This window comes from Methylomonas sp. MK1, from assembly GCF_000365425.1.
In the GTDB taxonomy this organism is placed as follows: Bacteria; Pseudomonadota; Gammaproteobacteria; order Methylococcales; family Methylomonadaceae; genus Methylomonas.
In genome coordinates this window covers 837211-864067 of record NZ_AQOV01000002.1, presented here as the reverse complement: position 1 = coordinate 864067, position 26857 = coordinate 837211, and the positions used below count along the sequence as shown (strand labels likewise).

Annotated in this window: 26 protein-coding genes and 1 tRNA gene; 14 read left to right on the top strand and 13 right to left on the bottom strand. The window is 53.0% G+C overall.

What is annotated here, in order from left to right; translation table 11 throughout:
- Window positions 1–33 precede the first annotated feature (33 nt).
- From G006_RS0120745 to G006_RS0120700, 10 genes are all read left to right on the top strand, one after another.
- Window positions 34–1188: a sulfotransferase family protein gene (locus tag G006_RS0120745; protein WP_020485143.1), complete on the top strand. Its 1155-nt coding sequence runs from the start codon at window positions 34–36 to the stop codon at window positions 1186–1188.
- 9 nt (window positions 1189–1197) lie between these two features.
- Window positions 1198–2049: an ABC transporter ATP-binding protein gene (locus G006_RS0120740; protein WP_020485142.1), complete on the top strand. Its 852-nt coding sequence runs from the start codon at window positions 1198–1200 to the stop codon at window positions 2047–2049.
- 4 nt (window positions 2050–2053) lie between these two features.
- Complete coding sequence (locus tag G006_RS0120735; RefSeq protein WP_020485141.1) at window positions 2054–2875, top strand: ABC transporter permease; 822 nt, start codon at window positions 2054–2056, stop codon at window positions 2873–2875.
- 3 nt (window positions 2876–2878) lie between these two features.
- On the top strand, window positions 2879–3811 hold the full coding sequence (locus G006_RS26100; protein ID WP_020485140.1) for an ABC transporter substrate-binding protein: 933 nt from the start codon (window positions 2879–2881) through the stop codon (window positions 3809–3811).
- 38 nt (window positions 3812–3849) lie between these two features.
- Window positions 3850–4824, top strand: coding sequence for a HEAT repeat domain-containing protein (locus G006_RS0120725; RefSeq protein ID WP_020485139.1), 975 nt, complete (start codon window positions 3850–3852; stop codon window positions 4822–4824).
- A 358-nt stretch (window positions 4825–5182) separates the two neighbouring features.
- Window positions 5183–6601 (top strand): aryl-sulfate sulfotransferase, encoded by a 1419-nt coding sequence (locus tag G006_RS0120720; protein ID WP_020485138.1) that lies wholly within the window; start codon window positions 5183–5185, stop codon window positions 6599–6601.
- Between the two features lie 55 nt (window positions 6602–6656).
- Window positions 6657–8078: a sulfatase family protein gene (locus tag G006_RS0120715; protein ID WP_200860478.1), complete on the top strand. Its 1422-nt coding sequence runs from the start codon at window positions 6657–6659 to the stop codon at window positions 8076–8078.
- Between the two features lie 124 nt (window positions 8079–8202).
- Window positions 8203–8835: a LysE family translocator gene (locus G006_RS0120710; RefSeq protein ID WP_200860490.1), complete on the top strand. Its 633-nt coding sequence runs from the start codon at window positions 8203–8205 to the stop codon at window positions 8833–8835.
- Between the two features lie 84 nt (window positions 8836–8919).
- Complete coding sequence (locus G006_RS26095; protein WP_020485135.1) at window positions 8920–9216, top strand: DUF3303 domain-containing protein; 297 nt, start codon at window positions 8920–8922, stop codon at window positions 9214–9216.
- Window positions 9217–9317: 101 nt separating this feature from the next.
- The gene (locus G006_RS0120700) at window positions 9318–10190 is read left to right on the top strand and encodes an aminoglycoside phosphotransferase family protein (protein WP_020485134.1); all 873 of its coding nucleotides are present in this window, start codon (window positions 9318–9320) and stop codon (window positions 10188–10190) included.
- A 161-nt stretch (window positions 10191–10351) separates the two neighbouring features.
- Here the strand turns inward: G006_RS0120700 and G006_RS26090 are convergent, their stop codons facing one another.
- The 9 genes from G006_RS26090 to rlmE all read right to left on the bottom strand — a co-directional run bounded on the left by G006_RS26090 (window position 10352) and on the right by rlmE (window position 18195).
- The gene (locus G006_RS26090; protein WP_020485133.1) at window positions 10352–11143 is read right to left on the bottom strand and encodes an ABC transporter ATP-binding protein; all 792 of its coding nucleotides are present in this window, start codon (window positions 11141–11143) and stop codon (window positions 10352–10354) included.
- Complete coding sequence (locus G006_RS26085) at window positions 11143–11634, bottom strand: ABC transporter permease (RefSeq protein ID WP_081607987.1); 492 nt, start codon at window positions 11632–11634, stop codon at window positions 11143–11145. The genes G006_RS26090 and G006_RS26085 overlap by 1 nt, the downstream gene beginning before the upstream one ends.
- A gap of 76 nt (window positions 11635–11710) precedes the next feature.
- Window positions 11711–12694, bottom strand: coding sequence for a tyrosine-type recombinase/integrase (locus G006_RS26705; RefSeq protein WP_051067730.1), 984 nt, complete (start codon window positions 12692–12694; stop codon window positions 11711–11713).
- Window positions 12695–12802: 108 nt separating this feature from the next.
- Window positions 12803–12887, bottom strand: a tRNA-Leu gene (locus G006_RS0120680).
- Window positions 12888–12903: 16 nt separating this feature from the next.
- The gene (gene secG / locus G006_RS0120675) at window positions 12904–13305 is read right to left on the bottom strand and encodes a preprotein translocase subunit SecG (RefSeq protein WP_020485131.1); all 402 of its coding nucleotides are present in this window, start codon (window positions 13303–13305) and stop codon (window positions 12904–12906) included.
- Between the two features lie 21 nt (window positions 13306–13326).
- Entirely contained in the window at window positions 13327–14073 is a 747-nt protein-coding gene (tpiA, locus tag G006_RS0120670) for a triose-phosphate isomerase (RefSeq protein WP_020485130.1), read from the bottom strand.
- A gap of 54 nt (window positions 14074–14127) precedes the next feature.
- Window positions 14128–15468 (bottom strand): phosphoglucosamine mutase, encoded by a 1341-nt coding sequence (glmM, locus tag G006_RS0120665; protein WP_020485129.1) that lies wholly within the window; start codon window positions 15466–15468, stop codon window positions 14128–14130.
- Between the two features lie 72 nt (window positions 15469–15540).
- Window positions 15541–17457, bottom strand: coding sequence for an ATP-dependent zinc metalloprotease FtsH (ftsH, locus tag G006_RS0120660; RefSeq protein WP_020485128.1), 1917 nt, complete (start codon window positions 17455–17457; stop codon window positions 15541–15543).
- A gap of 120 nt (window positions 17458–17577) precedes the next feature.
- Window positions 17578–18195 carry a 23S rRNA (uridine(2552)-2'-O)-methyltransferase RlmE gene (gene rlmE, locus G006_RS0120655; RefSeq protein WP_020485127.1) on the bottom strand — a complete coding sequence of 206 codons (618 nt, stop codon included), beginning with the start codon at window positions 18193–18195 and terminating at the stop codon, window positions 17578–17580.
- A gap of 50 nt (window positions 18196–18245) precedes the next feature.
- Between rlmE and yhbY the strand changes: the two genes are divergently transcribed.
- Window positions 18246–18512 (top strand): ribosome assembly RNA-binding protein YhbY, encoded by a 267-nt coding sequence (yhbY, locus tag G006_RS0120650; RefSeq protein ID WP_020485126.1) that lies wholly within the window; start codon window positions 18246–18248, stop codon window positions 18510–18512.
- A gap of 40 nt (window positions 18513–18552) precedes the next feature.
- Here the strand turns inward: yhbY and greA are convergent, their stop codons facing one another.
- The 4 genes from greA to G006_RS0120630 all read right to left on the bottom strand — a co-directional run bounded on the left by greA (window position 18553) and on the right by G006_RS0120630 (window position 24114).
- Window positions 18553–19029 (bottom strand): transcription elongation factor GreA, encoded by a 477-nt coding sequence (gene greA / locus G006_RS0120645; protein ID WP_020485125.1) that lies wholly within the window; start codon window positions 19027–19029, stop codon window positions 18553–18555.
- Window positions 19030–19062: 33 nt separating this feature from the next.
- Complete coding sequence (gene carB, locus G006_RS0120640; protein WP_020485124.1) at window positions 19063–22278, bottom strand: carbamoyl-phosphate synthase large subunit; 3216 nt, start codon at window positions 22276–22278, stop codon at window positions 19063–19065.
- Between the two features lie 17 nt (window positions 22279–22295).
- The gene (carA, locus tag G006_RS0120635) at window positions 22296–23429 is read right to left on the bottom strand and encodes a glutamine-hydrolyzing carbamoyl-phosphate synthase small subunit (RefSeq protein WP_020485123.1); all 1134 of its coding nucleotides are present in this window, start codon (window positions 23427–23429) and stop codon (window positions 22296–22298) included.
- Between the two features lie 244 nt (window positions 23430–23673).
- The gene (locus tag G006_RS0120630) at window positions 23674–24114 is read right to left on the bottom strand and encodes a Spy/CpxP family protein refolding chaperone (RefSeq protein WP_160167690.1); all 441 of its coding nucleotides are present in this window, start codon (window positions 24112–24114) and stop codon (window positions 23674–23676) included.
- A gap of 179 nt (window positions 24115–24293) precedes the next feature.
- Here G006_RS0120630 and G006_RS0120625 point away from each other — a divergent pair, with 179 nt between their 5' ends.
- From G006_RS0120625 to G006_RS0120615, 3 genes are read left to right on the top strand one after another with little or no spacing between them, the layout of a single operon-like run.
- Window positions 24294–24977, top strand: coding sequence for a response regulator transcription factor (locus G006_RS0120625; RefSeq protein WP_020485121.1), 684 nt, complete (start codon window positions 24294–24296; stop codon window positions 24975–24977).
- Between the two features lies 1 nt (window position 24978).
- Window positions 24979–26451, top strand: coding sequence for a sensor histidine kinase (locus G006_RS0120620; RefSeq protein WP_020485120.1), 1473 nt, complete (start codon window positions 24979–24981; stop codon window positions 26449–26451).
- A gap of 2 nt (window positions 26452–26453) precedes the next feature.
- Window positions 26454–26849 (top strand): hypothetical protein, encoded by a 396-nt coding sequence (locus tag G006_RS0120615; protein ID WP_020485119.1) that lies wholly within the window; start codon window positions 26454–26456, stop codon window positions 26847–26849.
- Window positions 26850–26857: the final 8 nt, after the last annotated feature.

The following is a 26857-nucleotide window of genomic DNA, read 5'->3' as shown; positions in this document are numbered from 1 at the left end:
TGCGGCGTAGGGATAAAAAATCGAGAAAATTTTATGGCAATTACATTGAAGCAACGACCACTATTCATCATCGGCTCGGAGCGTTCCGGTACTACGTTGTTAATGGCTATGCTGAGCAATCACCCCTGTATCGCCGTGCCGGAGGTGGCCTGGTATTACCCGCGTTTTCGGCCGTATCTGTTCAGCTACGGCGATTTATCGCAAACCCAGAATTTACGCACTCTGGCCGATGAAATGGTGTTCGGGCTGAAGACGCCGTTCTGGGATATGCCGGTAAATCCGGCGAATATCGTCGACGAGATTTTGGCTAGCGCGCCGGAACCAAGTTTCGCCGGGATTTATACCGCGATGTTCGAACGCTATGCACGCCTGCAAAACAAGCCGCGCTGGGGTGAAAAAACTCCGCACAACCTGTTTTATGTCGGGCAGATTCTGGAAGACTTTCCTAATGCGCAGTTTGTATTTCTTACCCGCGACGGTCGCGACGCCAGCGCAGAATATCTGCGTTCCGCATTCGGCCCCACCAATATTTACGCGGCGGCACGTATCTGGAAACTATGCCAGAACGCGGTAAAACCCTGGCGGGAAAAGCTCGACGCCGGGCAATGGCTGGACGTCAGCTACGAACAACTGGCCCGCGACCCGCAGACGGTATTGCGGGCCGTATGCGAGTTTCTCCGCGAAGAATTTTCCCCGGCCTTGCTGGACTTTCATCACGGCACCATCGCCCAACGCCGCGGCCAAACCCGCGATCACGCCCCGCTGGGTCAACCGGTCAGCACCCAATGGATAAACCGTTATCGTCGCGAATTGAGTCTGGAAGAACAAGCCATCTTCGCCGCCATCGCCGGCCAGGAGTTAACTGAAGCCGGCTACGCGCTGGACGTCGAGCCGGTTACGATCGACGAAAAGGAATTAAACCTGTACCTGGAGCGCGACCAACGCACCCGCGCGGCGCTGCTCGGCGCGCCGGACGGCCATCTGGTGCACGAAAGCTACAACGACTGGCTGATCGACCAGCGCCTGGAACGCAAGCGGCGCGGACTGTGGTCGGACCGCGACGTGCCCGCCGAATTTCCGCATGGCCACCCACAGGAAGAGGAAATCGCCGGCTACCGGGCCCAACGACGGTGGAAAGAGCATTTCGGCGTGAAGCGCGTCTATACCGGCAGCGAAGTCGTACTGTAAGGCCGGACGATGTTGAACTCCACCGCAAGCCAAGCCAATCCGGCGATAAATACCGCGTTTGCAGGCAGCGTACCGTCGCTGCGTAGCGGCCGGGGGCGGATTTTCTTGCGCGATGTGTCCATGGTGTTTGAAGGTTTGGAACGCGAGCATACCGCTCTCGACCGCGTTAATCTGGAACTGGAGCCAGGCGCCTTTACCGCCTTGCTCGGCCCGTCCGGCTGCGGCAAATCGACCTTGCTGAATATCGTCTCCGGCATGCTCAAGCCCACCACCGGCACGGTGAGCATCGATGGCGTGGCGGTCAAGGAACCAACGCCATTATGCAACGTGGTGTTTCAACAACATTCGCTGTTTCCCTGGCTGACCGCCTTGCAAAACGTGTCGTTCGGGCCGCGCAGACTAGGATTGCCGGAGCCGGAAAGCATCGCTTTGGACCTGCTGCGGCTGGTCGGGCTGGAACGCTTTGCCAAGGCCTATCCGAACGCGCTATCCGGCGGCATGCAACAACGGGTGGCGATTGCCCGCGCCTTGGCGACAAAGCCGACTCTGCTGTTGATGGATGAACCCTTCGGCGCGCTGGATGCGCAAACCCGCAGCGTGATGCAGGAAGAACTGTTGAAAATCTGGGACCGCTTCGGCACCAGCGTGGTGTTCATCACGCACGACGTCGACGAAGCTATCTACCTCGCCGACCGGGTAATCGTGATGCGCACCGAACCCGGCGGCATCAAGGCCGACATCGCCATCGACCTGCCGCGCCCGCGCACTCCGGAAACCCTAAACACACCCGGATTCGAAAACTTGCGCAAGACCATCCACCGCGCGGTCAGGGAAGAAAGTCTGAAAGTGTTTAACCGTTGAGCTAATGATGCCGGCAATCGATTCCAACTCCGTGCTGCAACAAGGCCGTCGTCAAGCCAAACGACTGTGCGCCGCCTTGGGCTGGCCGCTGGTCAGCTATGGCTGGTTTCTGCTGGTGTGGCTGCTCGCCGCCAAAATAGTCGACAATCCGGTGTTGCTGCCGGATCTGATCACGGTAGTGGCCAGCCTCCGGCAGCTAATCGACGACAATAGTCTGTCGAAAGACATAATGGCCAGTTTGGAGAGGGTGTTGATCGGCTTCTTTTTAGCCGTGATATTGGCGGTGCCGCTGGCGCTGAGCATGGCCTATTTCGCCACCCTGCGGCGTTTGCTGCTGCCCATCGTTACGCTGTTGCGGCCGATTCCACCCATCGCCTGGATTCCTCTAGCGATTTTATGGTTTGGCATCAACAACGGTTCCAGCTTTTTTATCACCGCGCTTGCCGCCTTTTTTCCGATTTTTCTGAATGCTTTCGCTGGCGGCCTCGGCGTCGAGCCTCAATACATCCATGCTGCTCGTTTCATGGGCGCTGGCAAGGCCGATTTATTGCTGCGGGTTTTCCTGCCGGCCGCCTTCCCGCAGATCTGGACCGGCTTGAAGATCGGCCTGGGCCAGTCCTGGATGGCCGTGGTGACCGCCGAACTAGTCGCTGCCCAGTCCGGCTTGGGCTACATGATTCAAATTCATCGCATCAATCTCGATACCGGCGCAGTGCTGGTGGGCATGGTTACCATCGGCGTTTTGGGATCGGTGATGAATTTCGCGCTGGTCCGCATCGAGCGGATCGTCTTGCCCTGGCAGGCTAATCACCCAAATAAAACTTGAATCATGTCTTTTTATACGCTGCGTATGCTTTCCGCTTTTCTGCTGTTCACGTCGTCCTTGGGCGCAACGGCCCAGGAAAGTGTCAAGATCAGAATCGGCTATCCATCCGGCCTGAACGGCATTTACCCGGTGGTGATGGAAATGGCCGGTATCGCCAACAAACATGGTCTGGATGCCGAGTTCCAGGTATTCCAAAACGGTCCGCCGATGATGGAAGCGCTGGCGGCCGGCCAGCTCGACGCGGTAGTGAGCAGTCCGTTACCGATTGCCACCTTCCTGGATAAGCAGCCCAACAAGGCGGTGGTTGTCGGCCAGCTTGGGTTTTCCAGCCATTCTTTGCTAGTGCCGGCAGGCAGCAGCGCCAACGCGCTCCAAGAGTTAAAAGGCAAGAAAATTGCCGCGTCCGTTGGCTCGGATTCCTATGCGGACCTGCTGCTCGCGCTGCGGCAAAACGGTCTGAAGCTGGACGAGGTGGAACTGATTAACACCCCGCCCGCCGAACTGCCGGCACTGATCGCCCAGGGACAGGTCGATGCGGCAGTGATCCGCGAACCGCAGGCGACTCGGGTTAAGGAACAATTCGGCGCACGCTCGATTCAAAGCTGGCCGTTTCATTTCCTGACTGTTTTGCGTAGCGAATATTTGCAAAAGTTGCCGAATGCCCGCGAGCTTTATCTGGCGGCGCTACGGGAATCGGTGGTTTATACCGCTCAAAACCACGAGCAAGCCAGCCTTTGGTTTGCCGAGAAATTGCGTATCGACGCCAAATTCGTCCGGCAAACGTCTAACGAAGATCCGGCCTTTATCAAAGCCGAACAGGCCAATGCCGAACTGCTGGCTTTGACACCGGAACTACGCCAGTTCTATCAGGCGCGCTGGGGACAATTTCACGAGTTGGGTTTGATAAAGCAGGCCCAAGACTTTCCCGGTCAATAGAGTTTCAACCCACTTTAACCACGGATACCCGACTAACCATGACCGATATTTCTTCCGACAATCCCAGCCTTGCCCCGGTAATGCCGCGCCTTACCAGTACGGATGCCACGGTACGCAGGCTTGCGTTGATCGAATTGGCAGATGCGGAGGACGAAAGCCATTTACCTTGGCTGATACAGGCCGCCAACGATCAGGAGGCGGAAGTGCGCGCCGAAGTAGCGGCGCTGCTGGCCGGCTGGGAAGACGCCCCGGTGATCACCGCGTTGGCCGATTTGCTGCTCGACGCCGACGAAGCGGTGCGCGCGGCAGCCGCGCAAAGCCTGTCGAGCATAAAAACTAGTGCGGCGGGATTACAGTTGCTGCCTCGGCTGGAACATGGCGGTACCTTTGTTCGCGCCGCCGCATTGCGGGCATTGCGAGAGCTGCGTTTGCCTGAGGCAGCGCCACCGGCATTGGCGGCGCTTGCCGACAGCGATGCCTCGGTGCGGCGCGAGGCGGTGGGCGTGCTAGGCTGGTTAAAATACGCGCAGGCCTTGCCCAATTTGGCGGACTTGGCCGAACACGATCCCGACAGCGAAGTCAGGCGCGCCGCGACCGGCGCGCTGGGCATGGCCAGCGATCAAACCGTACTGCCGGCCCTGCTTGTGGTTTTAACAGACTCTTCCTGGGTAGTGCGGGAGGAGGCGGCCTCGACCCTGAGCAAACTGAGATTCGCTGAATCGCTGCCCGCGCTGATTGCCGCACTAAACGACGACTACTGGCAGGTACGCCTGCGCGCGGCCCGCGCACTCGGCAGAATCGGCCATGCTGATGCAGTGCCGGCATTGTTGGAAACGTTGGCGCATTCGGTCAGCAACCTGCGCAAGGAAGCCGCGATCGCGCTTGGCGAAATTGGCGCCGAGGCCGCGATACCGGCGTTGACCGCCGCCGAAGCCGACCCAGACCCGGAAGTCCGTAAACTAGCTCGCATCGCCCTGACGCGCATCGATACCGTCATTTGCGGCAACCGATGACAAGTGCGCCATTGAATTTGAACGCCGGCTTCGCGAGCATCAAACTGCAAGCTTCACCTGTTGATATCCGAACCCCATTGCTGAATGGGTGTTGATTTACCATCATATTTAACGCCTTTCACAGGCACCGATAAGGGAGTTTGCTGCCCGCTTATAAAATCAAAAGTCCTAAAAAACGCATGTAATCAGCTGGTTGCAAGCTGCCTTTGTTGGCCGCAAACCGATTTCGCCACTCGATCCATACGCTGGTATGGAAGTTGCGCTGCCTTCGTCACTATCGTATCGGCGATTGCAAAATCATTGGCCGATGACGGAATCCCTTACGTTTTTTCGATTTTAATTTACAGGAACTGGCTTGATGCTTAACAAACATCCCAAACTAGCTGCGTTAGCTCTGGCTATTGCCACGGTATCGGCGAATCACGCATTCGCGGCGCCCAGCATTTATCCCACCGGCGTCACTCGCTACGATCCCGGCAAAGCCTATAACAGTTATGTGCTGTTTTCCGGTGCCGACCGGAAGACCCATCTGATCGACTTGAACGGTAACGAGGTACATCAATGGGCCAACTCCGGTCAACCGCCGTTGTTCCTCGATCCGCAATTGGTCAACGGCCAGCAGGGCCATGTGTTGTTGCAGTTTTCCGGCGCAACCGGCGGCGGAGCCAATAATAAGGAAGCGCAATCCATAGGCGAAGTGGATTGGGACGGCAAGGTGGTCTGGCAGTGGGGCGGAGCCAAAGCTCAAGATACTTACGGGGCCTCCGGCAACAGCAACGACAGCAACGGTTACGGTACGGCCATCAGGCAACATCACGATTGGCGCAGACTGCCCAACGGCAATACCGTGATTTTGATCAACTACGAAAAGCAGGTCAAAGGCTTCAAGGCCGAAAAATTGTTGGATGACGGCATTTATGAAGTCGATCCGAAAGGCCAGGTGGTCTGGAAATGGCATGCCTACGATCACTTAAACGAGTTTGGCTTTAGCAAGGCCTCGCTAAAATATCTGCATCAAACCCTGGGCCGCGGCAACGATAAGACCAAGCCGTTCGACTACCTGCACTTCAACAATATGTCCGTCGTCGGTCCCAACAAATGGTTCGATGCCGGCGACCAGCGTTTTCATCCCGATAATTTATTGATCGATTCGCGCGAAGCCAATTTCATCGCGATTATCGACAAAAAAACCGGCAAGGTGGTCTGGCGCATAGGTCCGGATTTTACGCCGGCCAGTTTCGAGAACAAGGTGCCGCGACCGGTGGACCAGATCAGCGGCCAACATGATGCCCATATTATCCCCAAAGGCCTACCCGGCGAAGGCAATTTATTGGTGTTCGACAACCAGGGCGAAGCCGGCTACCCGCCCGTTAAATTGGGCGTAGGTGGTCAACTCGGTTCGCGGGTGCTGGAGATCGACCCGATCAAAAAAGAAATCGTCTGGCAATATACCGGCGCCGATTCCGGCCGCCCCAATTATGCCTTTTATAGCTCCTATATCAGCAGCGCCCGTCGTTTGCCAAACGGCAATACCCTGATCGACGAAGGTATGAATGGCCGTTTTTTGCAGGTAACCGCCAAGGGTGAAATCGTCTGGGAATATATCAGTCCCTATTTCAACCAACCGCGCGCCGACGATCCGCAGCAAATATCCAGCAACACCGTATATCGCGCGCAGCCGGTGCCGTATGAATGGACGCCAGCCGGCACGCCGCACGCCGAGAAACCGGTAAAAGCGCAGGACATCACCCAGTATCGCGTTCCGGCCAATCCTTGACTTTAGCGCCGTACAGTTTCATGCCGACTATTTAAATTTCACATTGGAAGAAGCCTTGAGTTCATTCAACAACAATCGCCGCCGAGTGCTGAAAGGGCTCTCGGCGCTCTCGCTGGCATCAGTAGCGTCTAGCTGGAATTTTCCGTTTGCCGCCGATAAAAAAAGCCAGCCCAATATCATTTTCATTTTGGCCGACGACTTGGGTTACGGCGATTTGAGCGTCTACGGTCAAACCGATTTTCAAACCCCGCAGCTTGACACACTTGCCCAGCAAGGACTGCGCTTTACCCAGGCTTATTCCAACTCGGCGGTCTGCTCGGCAACGAGGTTTGGCTTGATAACCGGCCGCTATCAATACCGGTTGCGCGGTGGTTTGGAAGAGCCCATCGCCGGCGCCTCGGAGACCATCGGCTTGCCACCGGAACATCCGACCTTGCCCTCGTTGTTGAAGAAAAGCGGCTACACCACAGCCTTATTCGGCAAATGGCATCTGGGTTCCCTGCCGAAATTCGGCCCATTAAAAAGCGGTTACGACGTGTTTTTCGGCAACTACGGCGGTGCCATCGATTATTTCACCCATAAATCGGGCAGTGGCGAGAATGCCAGGGATGATTTGTTCGAGGGCGAAGTGCCGGTGCATCAGGTGGGTTATTACACCGATCTGCTTGCCGACCGCGCCGTTGATTACATCGGCAAACAGGACGCCGGCAAACCGTTTTTCCTGTCCCTGCATTTCACCGCGCCGCACTGGCCATGGGAAGGGCCACAAGACGAAGCGGCTTCAAGGGAAATCAAAAGCTTGTTTCATTACGACGGCGGCAATCTGGCGACCTACGCCAAGATGGTCACTACGTTGGATGCCGCTATTGGCCGGGTTTTGCAAACTCTGGAGCAACGCGGGCTGGGTCAAAACACCATTGTGGTGTTCACCAGCGATAACGGCGGCGAGCGCTTCTCCAAAACTTGGCCTTTTACCGGTCAGAAATCCGAGCTGCTCGAAGGCGGCATCCGCGTGCCGGCGATCGTACGCTGGCCGGAAAAAATAAAACCAGCCCAAGTGACGGAGCAAGTGGCGATCAGCATGGATTGGCTGCCGACCTTGCTGGCCGCCGCTGCTGGCGCGCCGGATGCCGCGTATCAACCCGATGGGGAAAACCTGCTGCCGGTGATCCTTGGCAACGAGAATCCGCATCCGCGCACCCTGTTTTGGCGTTACAAGGCCAACAAACAACATGCCGTGCGCTCTGGCGACTGGAAATATCTGAAAATCGCCGACAACGAATTTCTGTTCGACGTCGCCGCCGATCAGCGCGAACGCGCCAATCTGGCGGAAAAAAATCCCGAGGTGTTTACCCGGCTCAAACAACAATGGGAGGCCTGGAATGCGACTATGCTGCCCATCACCAGCGACGTGCGCACCTATTCGGTGGAGGGTAAAGTTCAGGCGGATCATTATCGGGCCTTGGTTGAAGATTAGCGGATGTAACTCACTATCGCCGATGATATACATAAGAAAAGTTACATGAAAATCAAATATATATCGTATATAAGAGCATTCATGGGTGGACGCACTGTTAACAGATTAATAAGTTGTTAGCCCTATCATACTCGGCACTCACGATCTATTCCTCTTTGTTGTCTCCGGTCTGCTGCTGAATATCTCGCCTGGCGCAGACTCGCTATACATTGCTACCCGTAGCATTACTCAGGGCGTTCGGGCTGGTGTTGCGGCCGCCCTCGGCATCGGTCTTGGTTGTTACGTTCATATCTTTGCTGCCGCTTTAGGACTATCGGCAATTATCGCCACTTCCGCCGTCGCGTTCTCCGTCGTCAAGTTTGCTGGTGCCACCTATCTCTTGTATGTCGGGCTATCGCTTCTCCGCACTCGCTCGGCTCCGACGCAGTCCTTGGGCGCCTTTGCCGCCACACCCTTACGAGCCATTTTCGCCCAAGGGCTCATCACCAACATCCTTAACCCAAAGGTCGCTCTGTTCTTTTTGGCTTTCGTGCCGCAGTTTATCGATTCGTCTGCCCACAACAAACCGCTCGCCTTTGTTTTTTTGGGTGTCATTTTCAATTTCAATGGCACGCTCTGGTGTCTCTTCCTAGCCTGGGTTACGGGGAATGCTCGCTCATTTGGCGTCGGGCGCAATACCGCCGCTTGGCTCAGCCGCTGTGTTGGTGCCGTTTTTGTCTTTCTTGGGGTTCGCCTTGCACTCAGCGAGAAGAGTTAACCCTGCAGTCGGGTGGACCTGCGCAAAAAGCCGCGCTGATCGCTCACTTCTACGTTAGGCCTCTGAACGGTGAGGGGGTATCTGATGAAGCGCTACATGGTGATTGAGAAATTTTCACCAGGATGGAAAGGAAAGGTGTATGCACATTTTGAGGAGCACGGCAGGCTTTTACCTGATGGCTTGGAGTATTTGGACAGCTGGCGGGTCCTAAACGAGAACCTATGTTTTCAACTAATGCAAACCGAGGACTTTTCCTTGTTTAGGGTATGGCAGACAAACTGGGACAAGATAGGACCATGGGGGACTTTCGAGGCATTTGAAATTGAGGAAAAGCCGAACGGAAAACATGGGGCCAGTCTGGTAATCACTCATCCGATATAAAATGATGCTCAACTAGAGCGCGGTTATTATGCGGTTTTGTTTACTCAGCTTTCCGTGCCGCGCACCGCTAGTCTAAGTTAGATGCGCGGTAAGAAAAAAATATGAGTAAAAACCGAAGACATCCAATTCAAGCTCTGAACGATACCGATCTACAAGAGTTTTTGAACGGGCGCTTACTCGTATCGTCAATTCTGTTTTCCTTGGGAAAATGTAACTCTAATTATAAGCTTACGCTCGACGACGGTACTGTGGTTGTCGCAAGGATATCAAGCTCAGATTCGATTTCGAGAGAGCTTCGTGTAATGGATTTGGCTAGGGAGCTGGTAAAGGTGCCGAAGGTTTTTTTTGAGCGATCGTCTCTCTCAATCTTGGAGTTCCTAAGTGGACAGATTCTAGAAGAAGTTCCTGAGCGTTCTCGGCTTGCTGGAATTGCGATTGCTCAGTTCTCCAGCCGTACTTTCGATTCTCCAGGGCGAATTGAAGAGGATGGCTCGATCTCGGCTTTTGATTTTGGTGGAATACAAGGCTATATCGATAAATCCCTTGGTAACGCCGAGGTATTGGAAAGACTCGGAGCGAAACGAAAAGGGAGGCTGATACCGCTACTTCGAAACAAGTGCCAAATTTTAGAAGAATTGGACTCCGAAGCATGTTTTGTGCATGGTGACTTCAATCCTACGAATATCTTAATCCACGAAGAGCAACTTAGTGGTGTTCTTGATTGGGAGTATGCCCTAGCCGGAACACCTTTTATGGATATTGGAAACCTCCTGAGAAACACCGATGAGAGTTTTCATTCTGAAATCGAACAGGGACTCCGCGAGGGCGGGATGATGCTTCCAGAGGACTGGAAAGAGCGTGCTGAATTGGTAGACCTCACTAGTCAATTCGAGTTTTTGATCTCACCTCTGTCCGAGGCGTTCAAACTCACGTGTCTCCAGAGGATCGATAGGTTTATCGGTAAGTATGGCTAAGGCGCATGACAAGGTAAATTCACAAGGTCAATTAGAAACTCTCGTAATTCGATCTACAAGGCCAGATAATTCCCCGGCTTATGTGGTAAAGAGCTAATCGGTACGCTCGATCTAACAAGGTTACCTTTAAACTGTCCTGTCTTGATTGGCCATCACCGAAATTACGGCAACTGCAACTCGGAATCTTGCAGATGCAATAGCTGCAGGCAATGGCGCTTGAGGTGCATGAAAGTTTCCGAGGTAATCAATTCGGCAGCGCGCGGACGTTGAAAGTCCAAAGCAAGGTCTTGGACGATTCGGCCCGGCCGGGCACTCATCACCAAAATACGATCGGCCAGAAACAGGGCCTCGTCGATATCGTGGGTGACGAACACGATGGTGGTGTTGAAGCGCTCCCAAACCTGCAGCAGCAACTGCTGCATCATGATTCGGGTCTGCGCGTCCAGCGCGCCGAAGGGTTCGTCCATCAGTATCACCTTGGGCGAATTGATCAGCACCCTGGCGATCTCGACCCGCTGCTGCATGCCGCCAGATAATTGGGCAGGATAGTGCTCTTCGAAACCGGCCAGCCCCACCAGCTTTAACAACTCGCGCGCTTGCTCATGGCGGGCGTCGCGCGGGATGCCTTTCATTTTCAAGCCAAATGCTACGTTGTCGATCACCGATTTCCACGGGAACAGCGTGTGTTGCTGAAAGACGATGCCGCGCTCCGAATCGGGTCTGTTGATCGCCTGGGCGTCGACCCAGATGCTACCGTTGCTGGCCGGCAAATGTCCGGCCAGCGCGCTTAACAAGGTCGATTTTCCGCAACCGGACGGGCCCAATAGGCAAATAAACTCGCCGGGGGCTATCGAGACGCTGACGTTCTGAACCGCTTCGAAGGCTTGCTTGCCGCTGCCTAAGGTAATCGACAAGTTTTCGATGTCGACCCGGCCTGGTTCGGTATGGCTCATCAGGCTTTTGCCTGCGGCCGATGCCAGGGCGTCAAGGCGTGGCCGAGCTTTTTGACCAATTGGCTGCTGAGCATGCCCAGACCGCCGATCAGCAGCATGCCGACCACGATGCCGGCATAATTCTGAATGGTGTAGGCCGACCAAGTGTAGTAGCCGATGCCGAATTGCCCGGCGATCATCTCCGCTGTGACTAGGCAAAACCAGGCGGTGCCCATGCCTATCGATAAACCGGTGAAGATATTCGGCGCCGCGCCCGGCAATATCACTTCATAAAACATTGCGATTCGATTGGCGCCCAAGCTGTGCGCCGAGGCCAGCAGACGGGCATCGACGCCGGCCACGCCGTGGATGGTGTTCAGCAAAATCGGGAATAAGGCGCCGGTAAAGGTGATGTAGGTCATCGACAATTCGGTGGATGGGAACATCAGAATCGCCAGCGGAATCCAGGCCACTGCCGGAATTGGTCGGAGTAGTTCCAATGGCGGTAGCAGCAGGTCGGCGGCTAAATGGTAAAGCCGTGCGCGGTCATAGCATCGCTGTCATAGCCCAGCGATTTAAGCGCAGTTCTTATGGTGTTATCCGACATTGGCCGGCCATCGCCACGGCTCTAGATGGAAACACATATCGCCCGGCCCCAGTTAGCGGTTTTACCGCTTCCAGTATTGCAACAGCCTGAGTAGATAGCGGTACTATGTGCTGCACTTCTGTTTTGGTAACAAAATATCGCCATTCCTTAGCGCCAAGATCAACATCCTTCCACTCCATTTGTCGGATTTCTCCAGGTCGCTGAAATAAATAAGGGGATACTCTGAACGCACATTGCACAACAAATGTGCCTTGATAGTTGCAAATATCCCTTAGCAGCTGCGCTACCTCTTTAGGCTCGGTAAGCGCCGCTCGATGTTTAACTTTTTGGGCAGGTATTTGCCCGGCCACCGCTTGTGCAGGATCATAATCGGTAAAACCGTGAGCAATTGCATAGGCAAATGCCGCGCTGATCTCACTATGTACCCTGTGCGCAGTTTCCAGTTGGTGTTTGGCAATTATTGGCTTAATGATCTTGTAAATATCAGGTGATTTGATTTCAGCATGAATCATATTGCCAATGGCTGGAAAAACCAATCGCTCAAATCTTCTGATTTTCTTTTGCTGGGTGATTTCCCTAACGGTATGAGTCGCAGACGCGAACCAATTACGAGTCACATTTTCGAATGTATGGTCTTTTGTAATCTTGTCTTCTTTCTTGATGGCGCATGGATCGATACCGTCAGAAATTTGCTTTTTGGCGGTATCTCTTTTTTCTCTGGCCTGCTTCAAACTAATGTCGGGATAAACACCAAGCGCTAATGTCTTGCGCTTGCCTCCAAATCGGTAATCAAGTCTAAAATATTTGCCACCATTGGGATTAACCAACAAATACATGCCTTTTTCATCAGGCATTTTGTAAGGCTTTGCAGTGGATTTAGCGTTTTTAATGGCTGGATCAGATAGCGGCATGACGGTATCAACTCCGGTAATTTTCAATATACCGTCATTTGTACCGCTCAACATGACGGTATGTCAATACACCCTATTGAACCTTATTAAACAATAAAAAACCCGCTAAGCCTTGCAGCTTGCGGGTTTCTGTACTTCTTTGGGTTTCTTAAAACCCTTGTTTGGTACCGACGGGCGGACTTGAACCGCCACGACTTGCGTCACCACCCCCTCAAGATGGCGTGTCTACCAATTTCACCACGTCGGCTTAATTTGTTACGAGCTTACTTTGCCGCTGGTTTTTCGACTTCTTTGATAGCTGGCGCTTCAGGTAGGGTAAGGTCCTGAATTGGCAAGCTGCCGTCTGCGGGCATACCTTGTGTCAGCGGTACATCAGACTTAACCGGTTCAGCAGCTGGCGTCGAATCCAATATGACGTCGGTTTTTTTACCTTGATAGCCGCTTAATACTGCCAAGCCTAAGCTGGTAATAAAAAACAAGGTGGCAAAAATAGCAGTGGTCCTGGATAAAAATGAGGCAGAACCTTGAGCACCGAATACTGAACCGGATGCGCCACCGCCGAAAGTCGCACCGGCATCGGCGCCTTTTCCTTGTTGCATCAGGACTAAGCCAACGATGCCTATACCCAGGAATATATGAATAATTATTATAATTTGGTACAACATAAAGACCTTAATCGGATGAAACTAAACCGAATGGCAAATTTGCAGGAAGCCTTTTGCATCCAGGGATGCGCCACCCACCAAACCACCATCAATGTCGGGCATCGCAAACAAGCCTTTTGCGTTATCTGGCTTGACGCTACCGCCGTATAAAATTTGTACTTTTTCCGCGATTACCGGATTTCTATCGGCAATCCGTTGACGAATGTACTTGTGCACTTCTTGCGCTTGCTCATCGGTCGCCACTTTACCGGTGCCGATAGCCCAAACAGGTTCGTAGGCGATGACGGCGGTTTCGAACGCTTCGATGCCTGCGGCGGCAATCACTGCGTCCAATTGCTCGTCTACCACTTGGAAGGTTCTGTCTTGCTCGCGCTCTTCCAGCGTTTCGCCGACACACAGCACAGGCACTACGCCTTTGCTCAAGGCTTGGCAAAAACGTTTGGCGACTGATTCGTTGGTATCGCCGTAATAGCTGCGACGCTCGGAGTGACCAACCAATGCATATTTGCAGCCGATTTCGCTCAGCATTGCCGCTGATACTTCGCCGGTATAAGCACCGGACGCTTGGTCGGCAACGTTTTGCGCGCCAAGTGCGATAGGGGATGCAGCCAATACGCTACGAATATCTGACAAATAGACGAATGGAACGCAAACCGCGACTTCTTGCTGAACATTACCAAGACCATCAGCTAAAGCTTGAGCAAGTTTTTGCCCATCTTCCAGCGAGCCGTTCATTTTCCAGTTACCCATAATCAAAGACCGACGCATTACATCCTCCGAGCTAAATAAGACCGCATATAATATCGATTTAAACCTTTTAGTTCAAGCCGGAATCGCTTTCTTGACATCAGCAGCAAGTTGGTTTGCAAACCTCACCACCTCGTCTTGGTCAACGCCTTCCACCATCACTCTGATCAAAGGCTCGGTGCCGGAGGATCTCAGCAAGACCCTGCCCCGGTCTCCCAGTTTTTTCTCTACTGCTTCCAAGGCTTTTTTGATGCTATCGATCTCTTCTATTTTGACTTTTTTATCGGTTTTGACATTCACCAATACTTGCGGGTATTTGCTCATACCGGATTTAAGTTCGTTCAGACTTTTGCCGGTACGTTGCATTTCCGCGAGTACTTGCAAGGCGGAAACAATACCGTCGCCGGTGGTGGTTTTATCCAGACAGATGATGTGCCCGGAACCTTCACCACCGAGCATGCCTTTATGCTCAGTGAGCATTTCCATCACATAACGGTCGCCCACTTTAGCGCGCAGCAGTGGCACACCGACGGCTTTCAACGCATGCTCCATGCCCAGATTCGACATCAGGGTGCCGATCACGGGGCCGAACAGCTTGCCTTCTTCCAGGCGGGATTTAGCGATGATGTAAATCAACTCGTCACCATCGACTATCTCGCCTTTGTGATCGACCATGATAATCCGGTCGCCATCGCCATCCAGCGCTATGCCCAGATCGGCGCGAAATTCGAGTACTTTAGCGGCCAGATTTTCCGGCTTGGTCGCCCCGCATTCGTCGTTGATATTCAAACCATCCGGTTCAGCACCAATCGTAACCACCTCGGCCCCGACTTCACTGAATACATGCGGCGCTATATGGTAAGTCGCGCCGTTGGCGCAATCGATGACGATCCGCATGCCTTTAAAGTCCAATTGAGGTGGCACGGTTGCTTTACAAAATTCGATGTAGCGGCCAGCGGCATCGCTCACCCTTTTCGCTTTACCTAATTTTGCCGATTCGACTGTGGTCATAGGCGTATCCAGATACTGTTCGATCTGGTGCTCAACGTCGTCCGGCAATTTGGCGCCGTCCACGGAAAAAAACTTGATACCGTTGTCGTAATACGGATTGTGCGAGGCACTGATCACAATGCCGGCTTTGGCTCGTAAGGTTCGAGTCAAGTATGCGATGCCTGGGGTGGGCATAGGTCCCAACAAGCGCGTATCCACACCGGCCGCCGACAAACCCGCCTCAAGCGCTGATTCGAACATATAGCCGGAAATCCGCGTGTCTTTGCCCAACAATACAAAGCCACTGCCTTCCTTGGCAAACACTCTGCCTGTCGCCCAGCCCAGCTTTAGCATAAAGTCGGCAGTGATGGGGTATTCTCCGACCTTGCCGCGAATACCGTCGGTACCGAAATATTTTTTTGCCATACTCAAAACTCTCTTAACTAAATCCCAAAAAAAAGAGAGGCCGGAGCCTCTCTCGCTTTTGCCGTTAAGGCATCAGCCCTGCTCTGCCGCGCCTCCGATCGATGGGTCGGTATCTTTCTGATCCCAATGATCACTTTTGATACCGCCGCTGGAAGACGGGGTGTCGTCCCAACCTTTTGGCTCTCTCACCGGCTTTCTTTCCATCAAATCATCGATTTGGTATTTATCGATGGTTTCGTATTTCATCAAGGCATCAGCCATTGCATGCAGAATGTCTTCGTTTTCTTTCAGAATCGTTTCCGCTCTTTCGTAATTTCTATCAATAATAGACCGGATTTCTTCGTCGATGGTGTGCGAGGTTTCTTCAGCAACAGATTTATGTTGAGTAACGGAGCGGCCCAAGAAAATTTCGCCTTCTTCTTCGCTATACGCCAACGGGCCAAGACGTTGAGACAAGCCCCATTTGGTCACCATATTTCTGGCCAACTCGGTAGCACGTTCGATGTCATTAGAAGCACCGGTAGATACTTGTTCCCAGCCGAAAATCAATTCCTCGGCAATCCGGCCGCCGTATAGACTGGAAATCATGCTGTCCAGTTTACGTTTGCTGGCGCTGTATTGATCGCGTTCCGGCAAGAACATTGTCACACCCAACGCACGGCCACGCGGCATAATGCTGACTTTGTAGACAGGATCGTGTTCAGGCACCAAGCGACCGACGATGGCATGACCGGCTTCGTGGTAAGCGGTCATTTTCTTTTCTTTCTCGTCCATCACCATGGAGCGTCTTTCCGCACCCATGATCAGTTTGTCCTTGGCTTTTTCCAAGTCCACCATGCTGACCAAACGCTTGTTATAGCGCGCAGCGAACAAGGCAGCTTCGTTAACCAAGTTGGCTAAATCGGCACCGGAGAAACCTGGCGTACCTTGAGCGATATACTTGATTTTGACATCATCCGCCGCCGGCACTTTTTTCAGATGCACGTTAAGAATTTGCTCGCGACCTCTGACGTCGGGCAATCCGACCACAACTTGACGGTCGAAACGACCTGGACGCAACAACGCTTTATCCAGCACGTCGGAACGGTTGGTTGCCGCGATAACAATAATGCCTTCGTGACCTTCAAAGCCGTCCATCTCGACCAATAATTGGTTCAAGGTTTGTTCGCGCTCGTCGTTACCGCCGCCTAATCCGGCGCCGCGTGAACGACCGACCGCATCGATCTCGTCGATAAAGATGATGCAAGGTGCATGTTTTTTGGCTTGTTCGAACATGTCACGCACCCTGGAGGCACCGACACCAACGAACATTTCTACAAAGTCCGAACCGGAAATAGTGAAGAACGGTACTTTCGCTTCGCCGGCAATTGCTCTGGCTAACAAGGTTTTACCGGTACCTGGAGGACCAACCATCAAGGCGCCGCGCGGCACCTTGCCGCCGAGTTTTTGATATTTGGCAGGGTCTTTAAGGAAGTCGACCATTTCTTCGACCTCTTCCTTCGCCTCATCACAACCCGCGACATCAGCAAAAGTCACCTTGTTTTGATCCTGATCCAGCATCCGCGCTTTGCTTTTACCAAAGCCCATCGCGCCGCCACGACCACCGACTCCACCGCCTTGCATCTGCCGCATGAAGAATACCCAAACCGCGATCAGCAACAAAATCGGGCCGAATGACACGAATATTTGCATCAGCATGGAAGGTTCTTCGGGTGGCTGAACGGATATTTCCACACCGTTAGCCAACAGATCGTCAATCAAATGCGGATCGTTCGGCATATAAGTCTTAAACTTATCGCCGGAGACCATTTTGCCTTTGACAGTATTATCGGAGATCGCAACCTGCTGAACTTGTCCAGCTTTGACAGCGTCGATCAATTGCGAATACGAAAAAGTCGCGTCGCTACGAATCGCCCGCGACCCGAAACTGTTGAATACAGCCATCAACACTACGGCGATGACCACCCACAAAATTAAATTTTTAATCATATCGCTCAAGTTACGCGCTCCGGCCTGGATTGGCCTCAAAATTTAAAAACCGAGTAATTGTATCAGGACTACTCGCATCCCACCGCCATCATAGCCCTATGAACGGCGACTATCGCATATTTATTTAAAACCTTTCGCCAAAATATACACTTCGTTACTTCTGGCCCGCGAAGCTTTCGGCTTTCTAATCACCACACTACTGAACTGCTGACGCACTTGATTATAGTATTCATCAAATCCGGCGCCCTGAAACATCTTGATCAAAAACGTACCACCCTTAGCCAATATGTGTTGCGCGGCATCCAAAGCCAGTTCGCCCAGGTAAATGGCCCGTGGCTGATCCATTTCCCGGCTACCACTCATATTGGGGGCCATGTCCGACAATAACAAGTGAACCGGTTCGCCATCAAGCACTTTATAGAGCTGCTCAAGCACTTCGTCTTCCCGGAAGTCGCCTTGAATAAAGTCCACGCCGTCAATAGGATCGATAGCCAACAAATCCAGCGCAATCACCTTGTTTTTTTTACCGACGATTTTGCTGACATATTCCGACCATCCGCCCGGTGCGGCGCCTAGGTCAACTATATTAATACCAGGTTTTATGATTTTGTCTTTTTCTTGGATTTCTATCAGTTTGAACACAGCACGAGAGCGATAACCCATTGCCTGTGCTTTCTTGACATACTCGTCTTGGAAATGTTCCTGCATCCATTGCTGGCTACTTTTGCTGCGTGCCATATTTTCTATTCGTGTAAAATTGCTGGGTTTTTAAAGTTCAAGGAAACAGAGTGAATCCTATTCAAAAGAAAAAGCTGAAAGCTCAAGCTCACCCGCTAAATCCCGTGGTGATTATCGGCCAGGCCGGCTTGACTGACGCGGTTATCAAAGAAATTAATTTAGCGCTGGACGCTCACGAGCTGATCAAGGTCAAAATTCGCGCGGAAAGAGACGAGCGTGGCGCTATTAGAGAACAAATCTGCGCACAAACCAAGGCCGAACTGGTGCAATCCATTGGCCAAGTAACCGTTATTTATCGTTTGAACCCAAAAAAATAAAGCCAATGGGGAGGAAGCGCCTCCCCATCAACAAAACAGCCTAGATATATTGAACCGAGAGAATCTCGTATTCGATATTGCCGCCCGGCGCCTTTACCGTCACTACATCTTCCACTTCCTTGCCGATTAATGCCCTGGCAATCGGCGACCCCACCGAAATGCGGCCTTCCTTGATATTGGCTTCATCTTCGCCGACGATCTGATACGTTACAGTCTTACCGGAATCGAGATCTTCGATTTCCACCGTCGCCCCGAACACCACTTTGCCGTTAGCCTCCGTTTTGGTGACATCGATGATATTGGCATTGGACAACTTGCCTTCTATCTCGGCGATCCGGCCTTCGGCAAAGCTTTGTTGTTCGCGCGCCGCGTGGTACTCGGCATTTTCTTTTAAATCGCCGTGTGCACGCGCTTCAGAGATAGCCTGAATGATACGCGGTCTAACCACGGTTTTAAGTTCTTCCAATTCGGCGCGCAATTTATTGGCACCCACCACTGTTAGTGGAAATTTTTGCATTTACTGCTCCCCTCTTGAATTCAAATTCATCCGTTAAAATGTTTTATGCAAGTCTTGCAGGCAATTCACATCGCCCGCATCGAGTTCACCCAAGGCATAACAAGCCGCACGCGCACCCGCCATCGTCGTGTAATAGGTTACTTTGCGCTGCAAGGCTTCGCGACGCATGGTAAACGAATCGGCCACGGCTTTAACGCCTTCGGTGGTATTGACGATTAACTGCACCTCGCCGTTTTTAATCATATCCACGGTGTTGGGCCGACCTTCGTTGACCTTGAAGATTTCCTTGCACGGAATGCCGGCTTCTTTCAACACCCTGGCAGTGCCGCGCGTAGCGACGATTTCATAGTTTTTCGCAATCAGCATTTTGGCTAATTCCGGCAACTTAGGTTTGTCGGCGTCGCGGATACTAATCAAAACTTTGCCGCTGTGGCTCAAATCTACACCCGACGCGCGCTGAGATTTAGCAAACGCTTCCCCGAATGTCTTACCGACGCCCATGACCTCACCGGTCGATTTCATTTCCGGCCCCAACAACGGATCGACGCCGGGGAACTTAATGAATGGGAACACTGCTTCTTTCACCGAGAAATACTCAGGGATACGTTCTTTGGTAATGCCCTGTTCTTTCAAGGATTTACCGACCATAACCCGCGCGGCGATTTTCGCCAGCGGATAACCGGTAGCCTTGGACACGAACGGTGCGGTACGCGAGGCGCGCGGATTGACTTCCAGCACGTAAATAGTTTCGCCTTGAATCGCAAACTGGGTATTCATCAAACCGCGCACTCCCAGCGCTTCGGCCATTTTCGCCACTTGCGCACGCAATTGATCCTGCATATGCGCGGGCAAATCGTAAGGCGGCAGCGAACACGCCGAGTCGCCGGAATGCACGCCGGCTTGCTCGATATGCTCCATCAAGCCGCCGATCAACACGGTCTCACCGTCGTAAATCGCATCGACGTCCATTTCCACCGCATCGTCGAGGAAACGATCCAGCAGAACCGGCGAATCGTTGGAAACGCTAACCGCTTCTTTCATGTAGCGGCGCAAGCCTTCCTCGTTGAACACAATCTCCATTGCTCTGCCGCCCAATACGTAAGATGGACGTACGACCAACGGATAACCCAACTCGCGAGCGGAATTAACGGCTTGCTCGACCGAACGCGCAGTGGCGTTAGGTGGTTGCAACAGATTCAGGCGCTCCAGCAATTTCTGGAAGCGTTCGCGGTCTTCGGCCAAGTCTATGGAATCGGGCGAAGTGCCGATAATCGGCGCACCAGCGGCCTCCAAGGCCCGGGCCAGTTTCAACGGTGTTTGTCCGCCGTATTGGACGATCACACCCTTCGGCTTTTCCAGTTCGATGATTTCCAGCACGTCTTCCAGCGTTAATGGCTCGAAATACAAACGGTCCGAAGTATCGAAGTCAGTAGAAACGGTTTCCGGATTACAGTTGACCATGATGGTTTCGTAACCGTCTTCACGTAACGCCAATGCGGCATGCACGCAGCAATAATCAAATTCAATACCCTGCCCAATCCGATTCGGACCGCCGCCGAGAATGATGATTTTTTCTTTATTGGTCGGATTAGCTTCGCATTCCTGCTCGTAAGTCGAATACAGATAAGCGGTATCGGAGGCAAATTCCGCCGCGCAAGAATCGATGCGCTTGTAAACCGGACGCACGCCTTTCTTGTGGCGCACACTACGCACTTCGGATTCCTTGGTTTCCAGCAATTTCGCCAGCCGTCTATCGGAGAAACCTTTGCGTTTCAGACGCAACAACTCGCCTGGCTCCAGGGTTGCCAGGGTTTTGGTAGCCAAGGTTTTCTCGGTGTTAATCAAATCCTCGACCTGCGCCAAAAACCACGGATCAATTTTCGAGGCCTGGTGAATGTCTGCAAAGCTCAAACCGCTGCGAAAGGCGTCAGCCAGATACCACAAGCGCTCAGGACCGGGATAACGCAACTCCCTGAGGATAATGTCCTCGCTGTTGGCATCGCTTAGATCGGAGATTTCATCCAAACCATCCACACCCACTTCCAAGCCGCGCAGAGCTTTTTGTAAAGACTCCTGAAAAGTACGACCAATCGCCATCACTTCGCCGACCGACTTCATTTGGGTGGTCAGACGGTCATTGGCTTGCGGGAATTTTTCGAAGGCAAACCGCGGCACCTTGGTAACCACATAGTCGATAGAAGGCTCGAACGACGCCGGTGTCGCACCGCCGGTGATCTCATTACGCAATTCATCCAGCGTATAGCCCACCGCCAATTTAGCCGCGACCTTGGCAATCGGAAAGCCGGTAGCTTTGGAGGCCAACGCCGACGAGCGCGACACCCTGGGGTTCATCTCGATAACGATCAGCCGGCCAGTGTCGGGATTAATGGCAAACTGCACATTAGAACCGCCGGTATCGACGCCGATTTCCCGCAATACCGCCAACGAAGCGTTCCGCAGAATTTGATATTCCTTGTCGGTCAGGGTTTGCGCCGGGGCGACGGTAATCGAGTCGCCGGTGTGCACGCCCATCGGATCGAAGTTTTCGATCGAGCAAATGATGATGCAGTTGTCTTTGGAATCCCGCACCACTTCCATTTCGAACTCTTTCCAGCCCAAAATGGATTCTTCGATCAACAATTCGCTGGTCGGCGATAAATACAGGCCGCGCTCGCAAATCTCGATGAACTCTTCACGGTTATAAGCTATACCGCCGCCGCTGCCGCCCATCGTGAAGGAAGGACGGACTACCGTGGGGTAACCGACTTCTTCTTGTGCCGCAAACGCTTCTTCCATGTTATGAGCGATTTTGGCTCTGGACACTTCCAGACCAATGCGGGCCATTGCTTCATTGAACAGCGCGCGATCCTCAGCCATATTGATGGCCTCCTTGGTCGCGCCTATCATTTCCACGCCATATTTTTCCAGTACGCCGTGCTTGTCCAGCGCCAGCGCGCAGTTCAACGCAGTCTGGCCGCCCATGGTCGGCAGAACTGCGTCGGGACGTTCCTTTTCAATGATTTTTTCGACGGTTTGCCAATCGATAGGCTCAATGTAAATCGCATCGGCCATATCCGGGTCGGTCATGATCGTCGCCGGATTGGAGTTGACCAGAATCACCCGGTAACCCTCTTCTCGCAAGGCTTTGCAAGCTTGGGTGCCGGAATAGTCGAACTCGCAGGCCTGACCGATGACAATCGGCCCGGCGCCCAGTAATAAAATCGATTTTATGTCGGTTCTTTTTGGCATATCACTCTGTAAAAAACTTAAGCGGAACGAGGCTGGTTCATCAAATCGATGAAATCGTCGAACAAGGACTCGACATCGTGCGGACCGGGGCTGGCTTCCGGATGCCCTTGAAAGCTGAAGGCCGGCACGTCGGTGCGAGCGATGCCTTGCAAACTACCGTCGAACAGCGACACATAGGTTGCCTTTAAATTGGCCGGCAAGGAATCGGCGCTGGCGGCAAAACCGTGGTTTTGACTGCTGATCATCACCCGGCCGGTCGCCAGTTCCTGCACCGGATGGTTGGCGCCGTGATGGCCGAACTTCATTTTCTCGGTTTTCGCACCGCTAGCCAAAGCCAGCAATTGGTGACCTAAGCAAATGCCGAATACCGGCACTTTTTTCTCCAAGATGGCTTTGATAGCATCAATCGCATAGGTGCAAGGCTCCGGGTCACCGGGGCCGTTGGAGAGAAACACGCCGTCGGGATTCATTGCCAACACTGTTTCGGCTGGGGTGGTGGCCGGCACGACCGTCACCCGGCAGCCGCGATTAGCAAGCAAGCGCAGAATGTTGCGTTTGACACCAAAATCATACGCCACTACATGCTTGGTCAGATTAGCCGCTTGAGTATGGCCTTCGCCCAATTTCCAGACATTTTCGGTCCATTCGTAGCTGGTGGCCGTCGTCACTTCCTTAGCCAGATCCATACCTTGCAGACCAGGAAAACCTTCGATCGCCTGTTTCGCGGCATCTAAATCAACGATCTCGCCGGCCATGATGCAACCGCGCTGCGCGCCTTTATCCCGCAGTAAACGGGTTAACTTACGGGTATCGATGTCGGCAATCGCCACCACTTTGTGCTCGCGCAGATATTCCGGCAGGGTTTTCGCGTTACGCCAGCTGCTGGCCAGCAAAGGCAAGTCGCGTATCACCAGACCACTGGCAAATACTTTTGCCGATTCGTCGTCTTCAGCGTTGGTACCGACATTGCCTATATGCGGATAGGTCAATGTGACGATTTGCCGTGCGTATGACGGGTCGCTGAGTATTTCCTGATAGCCGGTCAGTGCCGTGTTAAAAACCACTTCTCCCACGGAACAGCCGTCGGCACCGATCGAAATGCCGTGAAACACCGTCCCGTCTTCTAGTACCAGTAATGCAGGTTTGTTCAAGATTGGCCACCTTAGATGTAGAAAACGGGATAAATCTTGCGACTCATCCCGTTCCTGATAGATAAAAACTTGAGTGATTTTACGAAATTATGGCTGTTTGGTCATTAACAATTTTCTAACTTGGTGCGTCGCTAAGATTCTGATCGTTCACAAAGACACTGTATTTATTGCCAATTCCACCTTAGCCGGACTGCCCAGGTGCCAGCAGCCACTGCAACGGGCTATGCAGGGACAACAGGTTCATTCAGTGTTCGAATTTGCCGATTTCAGCTTTCAGTTTTTCTTGCTGCTCGGCCGTTAATATCATAAAAATCTCATGATCGAGCTTGGATTTTTCCAAAGCCATCTGCTGATGCATAGCGGAAGATTTCTCAAGCAAGGCTTTGGTCTTTCCCTCATCGTAATCGGCGGAAAAGCTCAAAGCGTGCAATTCGCCTCTCAATGCATGCTCTTCTTTAAAACGGGCCTGCCCGTCGCCGAATCGGGTCTTCATTAAATTTTTGATATCGGCTTCCTGCTTTTCGCTGAGATCAAGTTTCTTCAAATACCGCGGCAAATGTTGCTCGCCGTCCGCTTCGCCGAACATATGCATCGGTGGTTTGTCGCCACCGTGGTGTTCGCCATGCGGCGGTTTAGCCATTGCAATTAAGGGTAACAAGCCGAGTAACAATACTAATTTTTTCATAAAAAATGCCTCAAAAATGATGGTAAACATAAGGACAAAACCTGTTCGATTTCGTCGTAGTCAGTATTTCAAATCAGAGGTTAAGTGCTGTTAGTGCCGTGTAAAATCAGGTAAATCCCGCTGGTTGTCGGCGGAAGCCGGGGCTATGATGATGAGCACACAGCCAACGAGCGACAATCATGCACAAAGTGTTAATTATCGATGACGACGTAGAACTGGCCACATTATTCCAGGAGTATCTGGCGCAGGAAGGTTTTGCGGTGGACGTCAGCCATACCGGCGCATCCGGACTGCAACATGCCCTATCCGGCGAATATCAACTGGTCATTTTGGACATCATGTTGCCGGATATCAAAGGCACCGAGATATTGACGCGCATCCGCCTGAAAAGCAGGGTTCCGGTACTGATGTTCACAGCCAAGGGCGATGACGTGGACCGAATCATTGGCCTGGAATCCGGCGCCGACGACTATGTCCCCAAGCCTTGCACGCCCAGAGAACTGGTCGCAAGAATCCGCGCAATTTTGCGCCGAACCCAGCCCGCCGCCAATCTCTCGCCCGGACCGATTGTGGCCGGCCCGTTGAAACTGTGGCCGGAAAAACGCAAAGCTGCCTGGTTCGAACAAGACCTGGAGCTAACCAGCACCGAGTTCAATTTGCTGGAAACCTTGGCCAGTCAGGTGGGCCGGGTCGTCAGCAAAAACGAGCTCTCCGAAAAAGCCCTGGGCCGGCCACTGGCGCGTTTCGACCGTAGCATTGATGTGCATATGAGCAGCATCCGCCAGAAACTCGGCAACCAGCCGGACGGCCGCTCTTATATCCAGACCGTGCGCGGCCAAGGCTACCAGATGATCAAGGAATAAGATGGGCCGACTGTTTTGGAAGTTTTTCTTTGCGTTCTGGCTGGCGTTGTTAACGGCGGGCATTGGTGTGGGTACCGCCGTTTGGCTCAGACACTCCGCGCAGCAAAACCTGTCGTCCAAGCAAGCTGATGTCGTCGATGTGAGACGCGCTTCGCTGGTCAAGCTGGCCGCCAGCACGTTGCCGCATGGCGGCGTCAAGGGCTTGCACGACTTTATGCAGACCTTGCAAAGCACCCGTTTCCCGCCGATATATGCGGTAGACGATACTGACCGGGAGTTGTTGGACAGGCCGTTAGCGGCAGAAGTATTGCAACAGGCCCGAGCCTTATATCGAAAAAACGCCTATCCAGATGCCATCCAGATGGTTGCGACCGACGACGGTCACCATTATCTGCTTTTTGTACCCTTGCCCGAGCACGGTTTTGGCGACTTATTCAGGCCCTCATTTCCGGGTGGCAATCCGGGACTACCGCCACTTGGCTTTGACGGCCCTATCCCCGGAGATCGGCCCCCACCACCTCCCGATGACCGCAGCCGCCGCCCGCGTAATGAACCGCCCGCGCCGATTTTACCGATAATCTCCGGCTGTTTGGCCAGTCTGCTGTTCAGCGGACTGTTGGCCTGGTATTTCGCCAAACCCATTCGCAACCTGCGCGATGCGTTTAGCGCTGTGGCTCAAGGCCGGCTGAATACGCGAATCGGTAATGTAATGGGTAGACGGAGCGACGAATTGGCGGACCTGGGTCGCGACTTTGACCATATGGCGCAAAAAATCTGCTCGCTAATCAGTGCCCAGCAACATCTGCTGCACGATGTGTCTCATGAACTGCGCTCACCGTTGGCGCGTATCCAAGCCGCTATTGGTCTAGCCCAACAACAACCGGAAAAATTGCCGGCTACGCTGGAACGTATCGAACGCGAATCGCAACGCATCAGCGATTTGGTCGGCGAATTATTGATGTTATCTAAGCTGGAAGCGGGCGTTGCGCCAGGAAAACTTGATCTAATCAATCTCGACGACCTAATGGCCGACATTGTCGCCGACGTGCGTTTCGAGACGGAACCAAAGAGTATCGATTTGAGTTATCACGGCAACATCGATGCGGTGGTCGAATGCCAAAGCGAACTATTGCATCGCGCTATCGAAAACGTGCTGCGTAATGCGGTGCAGCACTGTAAAGCCGAAGGCACGGTATTAATTGCCACCGATTTTGATAGCGATAATCGTCGCTTAAGAATTCGGGTGGACGATGACGGCCCGGGGGTACCCGATCAGGATTTGACGGCTATTTTTCAGCCGTTTTTCCGTAGCGGACAAGCACAAAAGCCGCACAGCACCGGCCTGGGACTCACCATCGCGCATCGCGCCGTCGAAGCGCATGGCGGCAGCATCAGCGCCAGCAACCGGCCGCAAGGCGGCCTAAGCGTGCTGATTGAGATCCCGTTTCCAACCCGGCAAGCAAACCAGAGGTAAGTATGTTTAAATTCAAAAAGTGGATGACAGCCCCGCTGATCGCTTTACTGTCGGCATGGGCACTAAGCGCGAACGCCGACCCGTTTCACCATCACGGCGGTCGGCATTTTGGCGGCCATTTCCGTCCGGGTTTTGGCTTTTACTTTGGTGCGCCACTCTATCCCGGACCGTTTTACCCGACTTATCCTTACTACCCGGCGTATCCATATTACCCGCGGGAAATTATCACCGTACCAGTGCAACCCCCGGTCTATATTGAACGCGAGCGCAGTCAGCCCCAGAACAGTCCCTTAGCCGAAGGCTATTGGTATTACTGTAATGATCCGGCCGGCTATTATCCTTACGTAAAAGAGTGTGCGAATGGCTGGCAACAAGTCGAGCCAACGCCGCAAAATTAGCAGGAGAC

Bases quoted from the DNA above. Each gene is read 5' to 3' on its own strand.
- G006_RS0120720 (WP_020485138.1), top strand. From the start codon at position 5,183: ATGCTTAACAAACATCCCAAACTAGCTGCGTTAGCTCTGGCTATTGCC.
- G006_RS0120735 (WP_020485141.1), top strand. From the start codon at position 2,054: ATGATGCCGGCAATCGATTCCAACTCCGTGCTGCAACAAGGCCGTCGT.
- tpiA (WP_020485130.1), bottom strand. From the start codon at position 14,073: ATGCGTCGGTCTTTGATTATGGGTAACTGGAAAATGAACGGCTCGCTG.
- greA (WP_020485125.1), bottom strand. From the start codon at position 19,029: ATGCAAAAATTTCCACTAACAGTGGTGGGTGCCAATAAATTGCGCGCC.
- carB (WP_020485124.1), bottom strand. From the start codon at position 22,278: ATGCCAAAAAGAACCGACATAAAATCGATTTTATTACTGGGCGCCGGG.
- G006_RS0120630 (WP_160167690.1), bottom strand. From the start codon at position 24,114: ATGAAAAAATTAGTATTGTTACTCGGCTTGTTACCCTTAATTGCAATG.
- G006_RS26090 (WP_020485133.1), bottom strand. From the start codon at position 11,143: ATGAGCCATACCGAACCAGGCCGGGTCGACATCGAAAACTTGTCGATT.
- G006_RS26095 (WP_020485135.1), top strand. From the start codon at position 8,920: ATGAAGCGCTACATGGTGATTGAGAAATTTTCACCAGGATGGAAAGGA.
- ftsH (WP_020485128.1), bottom strand. From the start codon at position 17,457: ATGATTAAAAATTTAATTTTGTGGGTGGTCATCGCCGTAGTGTTGATG.
- G006_RS0120725 (WP_020485139.1), top strand. From the start codon at position 3,850: ATGACCGATATTTCTTCCGACAATCCCAGCCTTGCCCCGGTAATGCCG.
- glmM (WP_020485129.1), bottom strand. From the start codon at position 15,468: ATGGCAAAAAAATATTTCGGTACCGACGGTATTCGCGGCAAGGTCGGA.
- G006_RS26705 (WP_051067730.1), bottom strand. From the start codon at position 12,694: ATGTTGAGCGGTACAAATGACGGTATATTGAAAATTACCGGAGTTGAT.
- G006_RS0120740 (WP_020485142.1), top strand. From the start codon at position 1,198: ATGTTGAACTCCACCGCAAGCCAAGCCAATCCGGCGATAAATACCGCG.
- G006_RS26100 (WP_020485140.1), top strand. From the start codon at position 2,879: ATGTCTTTTTATACGCTGCGTATGCTTTCCGCTTTTCTGCTGTTCACG.
- G006_RS0120620 (WP_020485120.1), top strand. From the start codon at position 24,979: ATGGGCCGACTGTTTTGGAAGTTTTTCTTTGCGTTCTGGCTGGCGTTG.
- secG (WP_020485131.1), bottom strand. From the start codon at position 13,305: ATGTTGTACCAAATTATAATAATTATTCATATATTCCTGGGTATAGGC.
- G006_RS0120615 (WP_020485119.1), top strand. From the start codon at position 26,454: ATGTTTAAATTCAAAAAGTGGATGACAGCCCCGCTGATCGCTTTACTG.
- G006_RS0120625 (WP_020485121.1), top strand. From the start codon at position 24,294: ATGCACAAAGTGTTAATTATCGATGACGACGTAGAACTGGCCACATTA.
- G006_RS0120745 (WP_020485143.1), top strand. From the start codon at position 34: ATGGCAATTACATTGAAGCAACGACCACTATTCATCATCGGCTCGGAG.
- rlmE (WP_020485127.1), bottom strand. From the start codon at position 18,195: ATGGCACGCAGCAAAAGTAGCCAGCAATGGATGCAGGAACATTTCCAA.
- G006_RS0120700 (WP_020485134.1), top strand. From the start codon at position 9,318: ATGAGTAAAAACCGAAGACATCCAATTCAAGCTCTGAACGATACCGAT.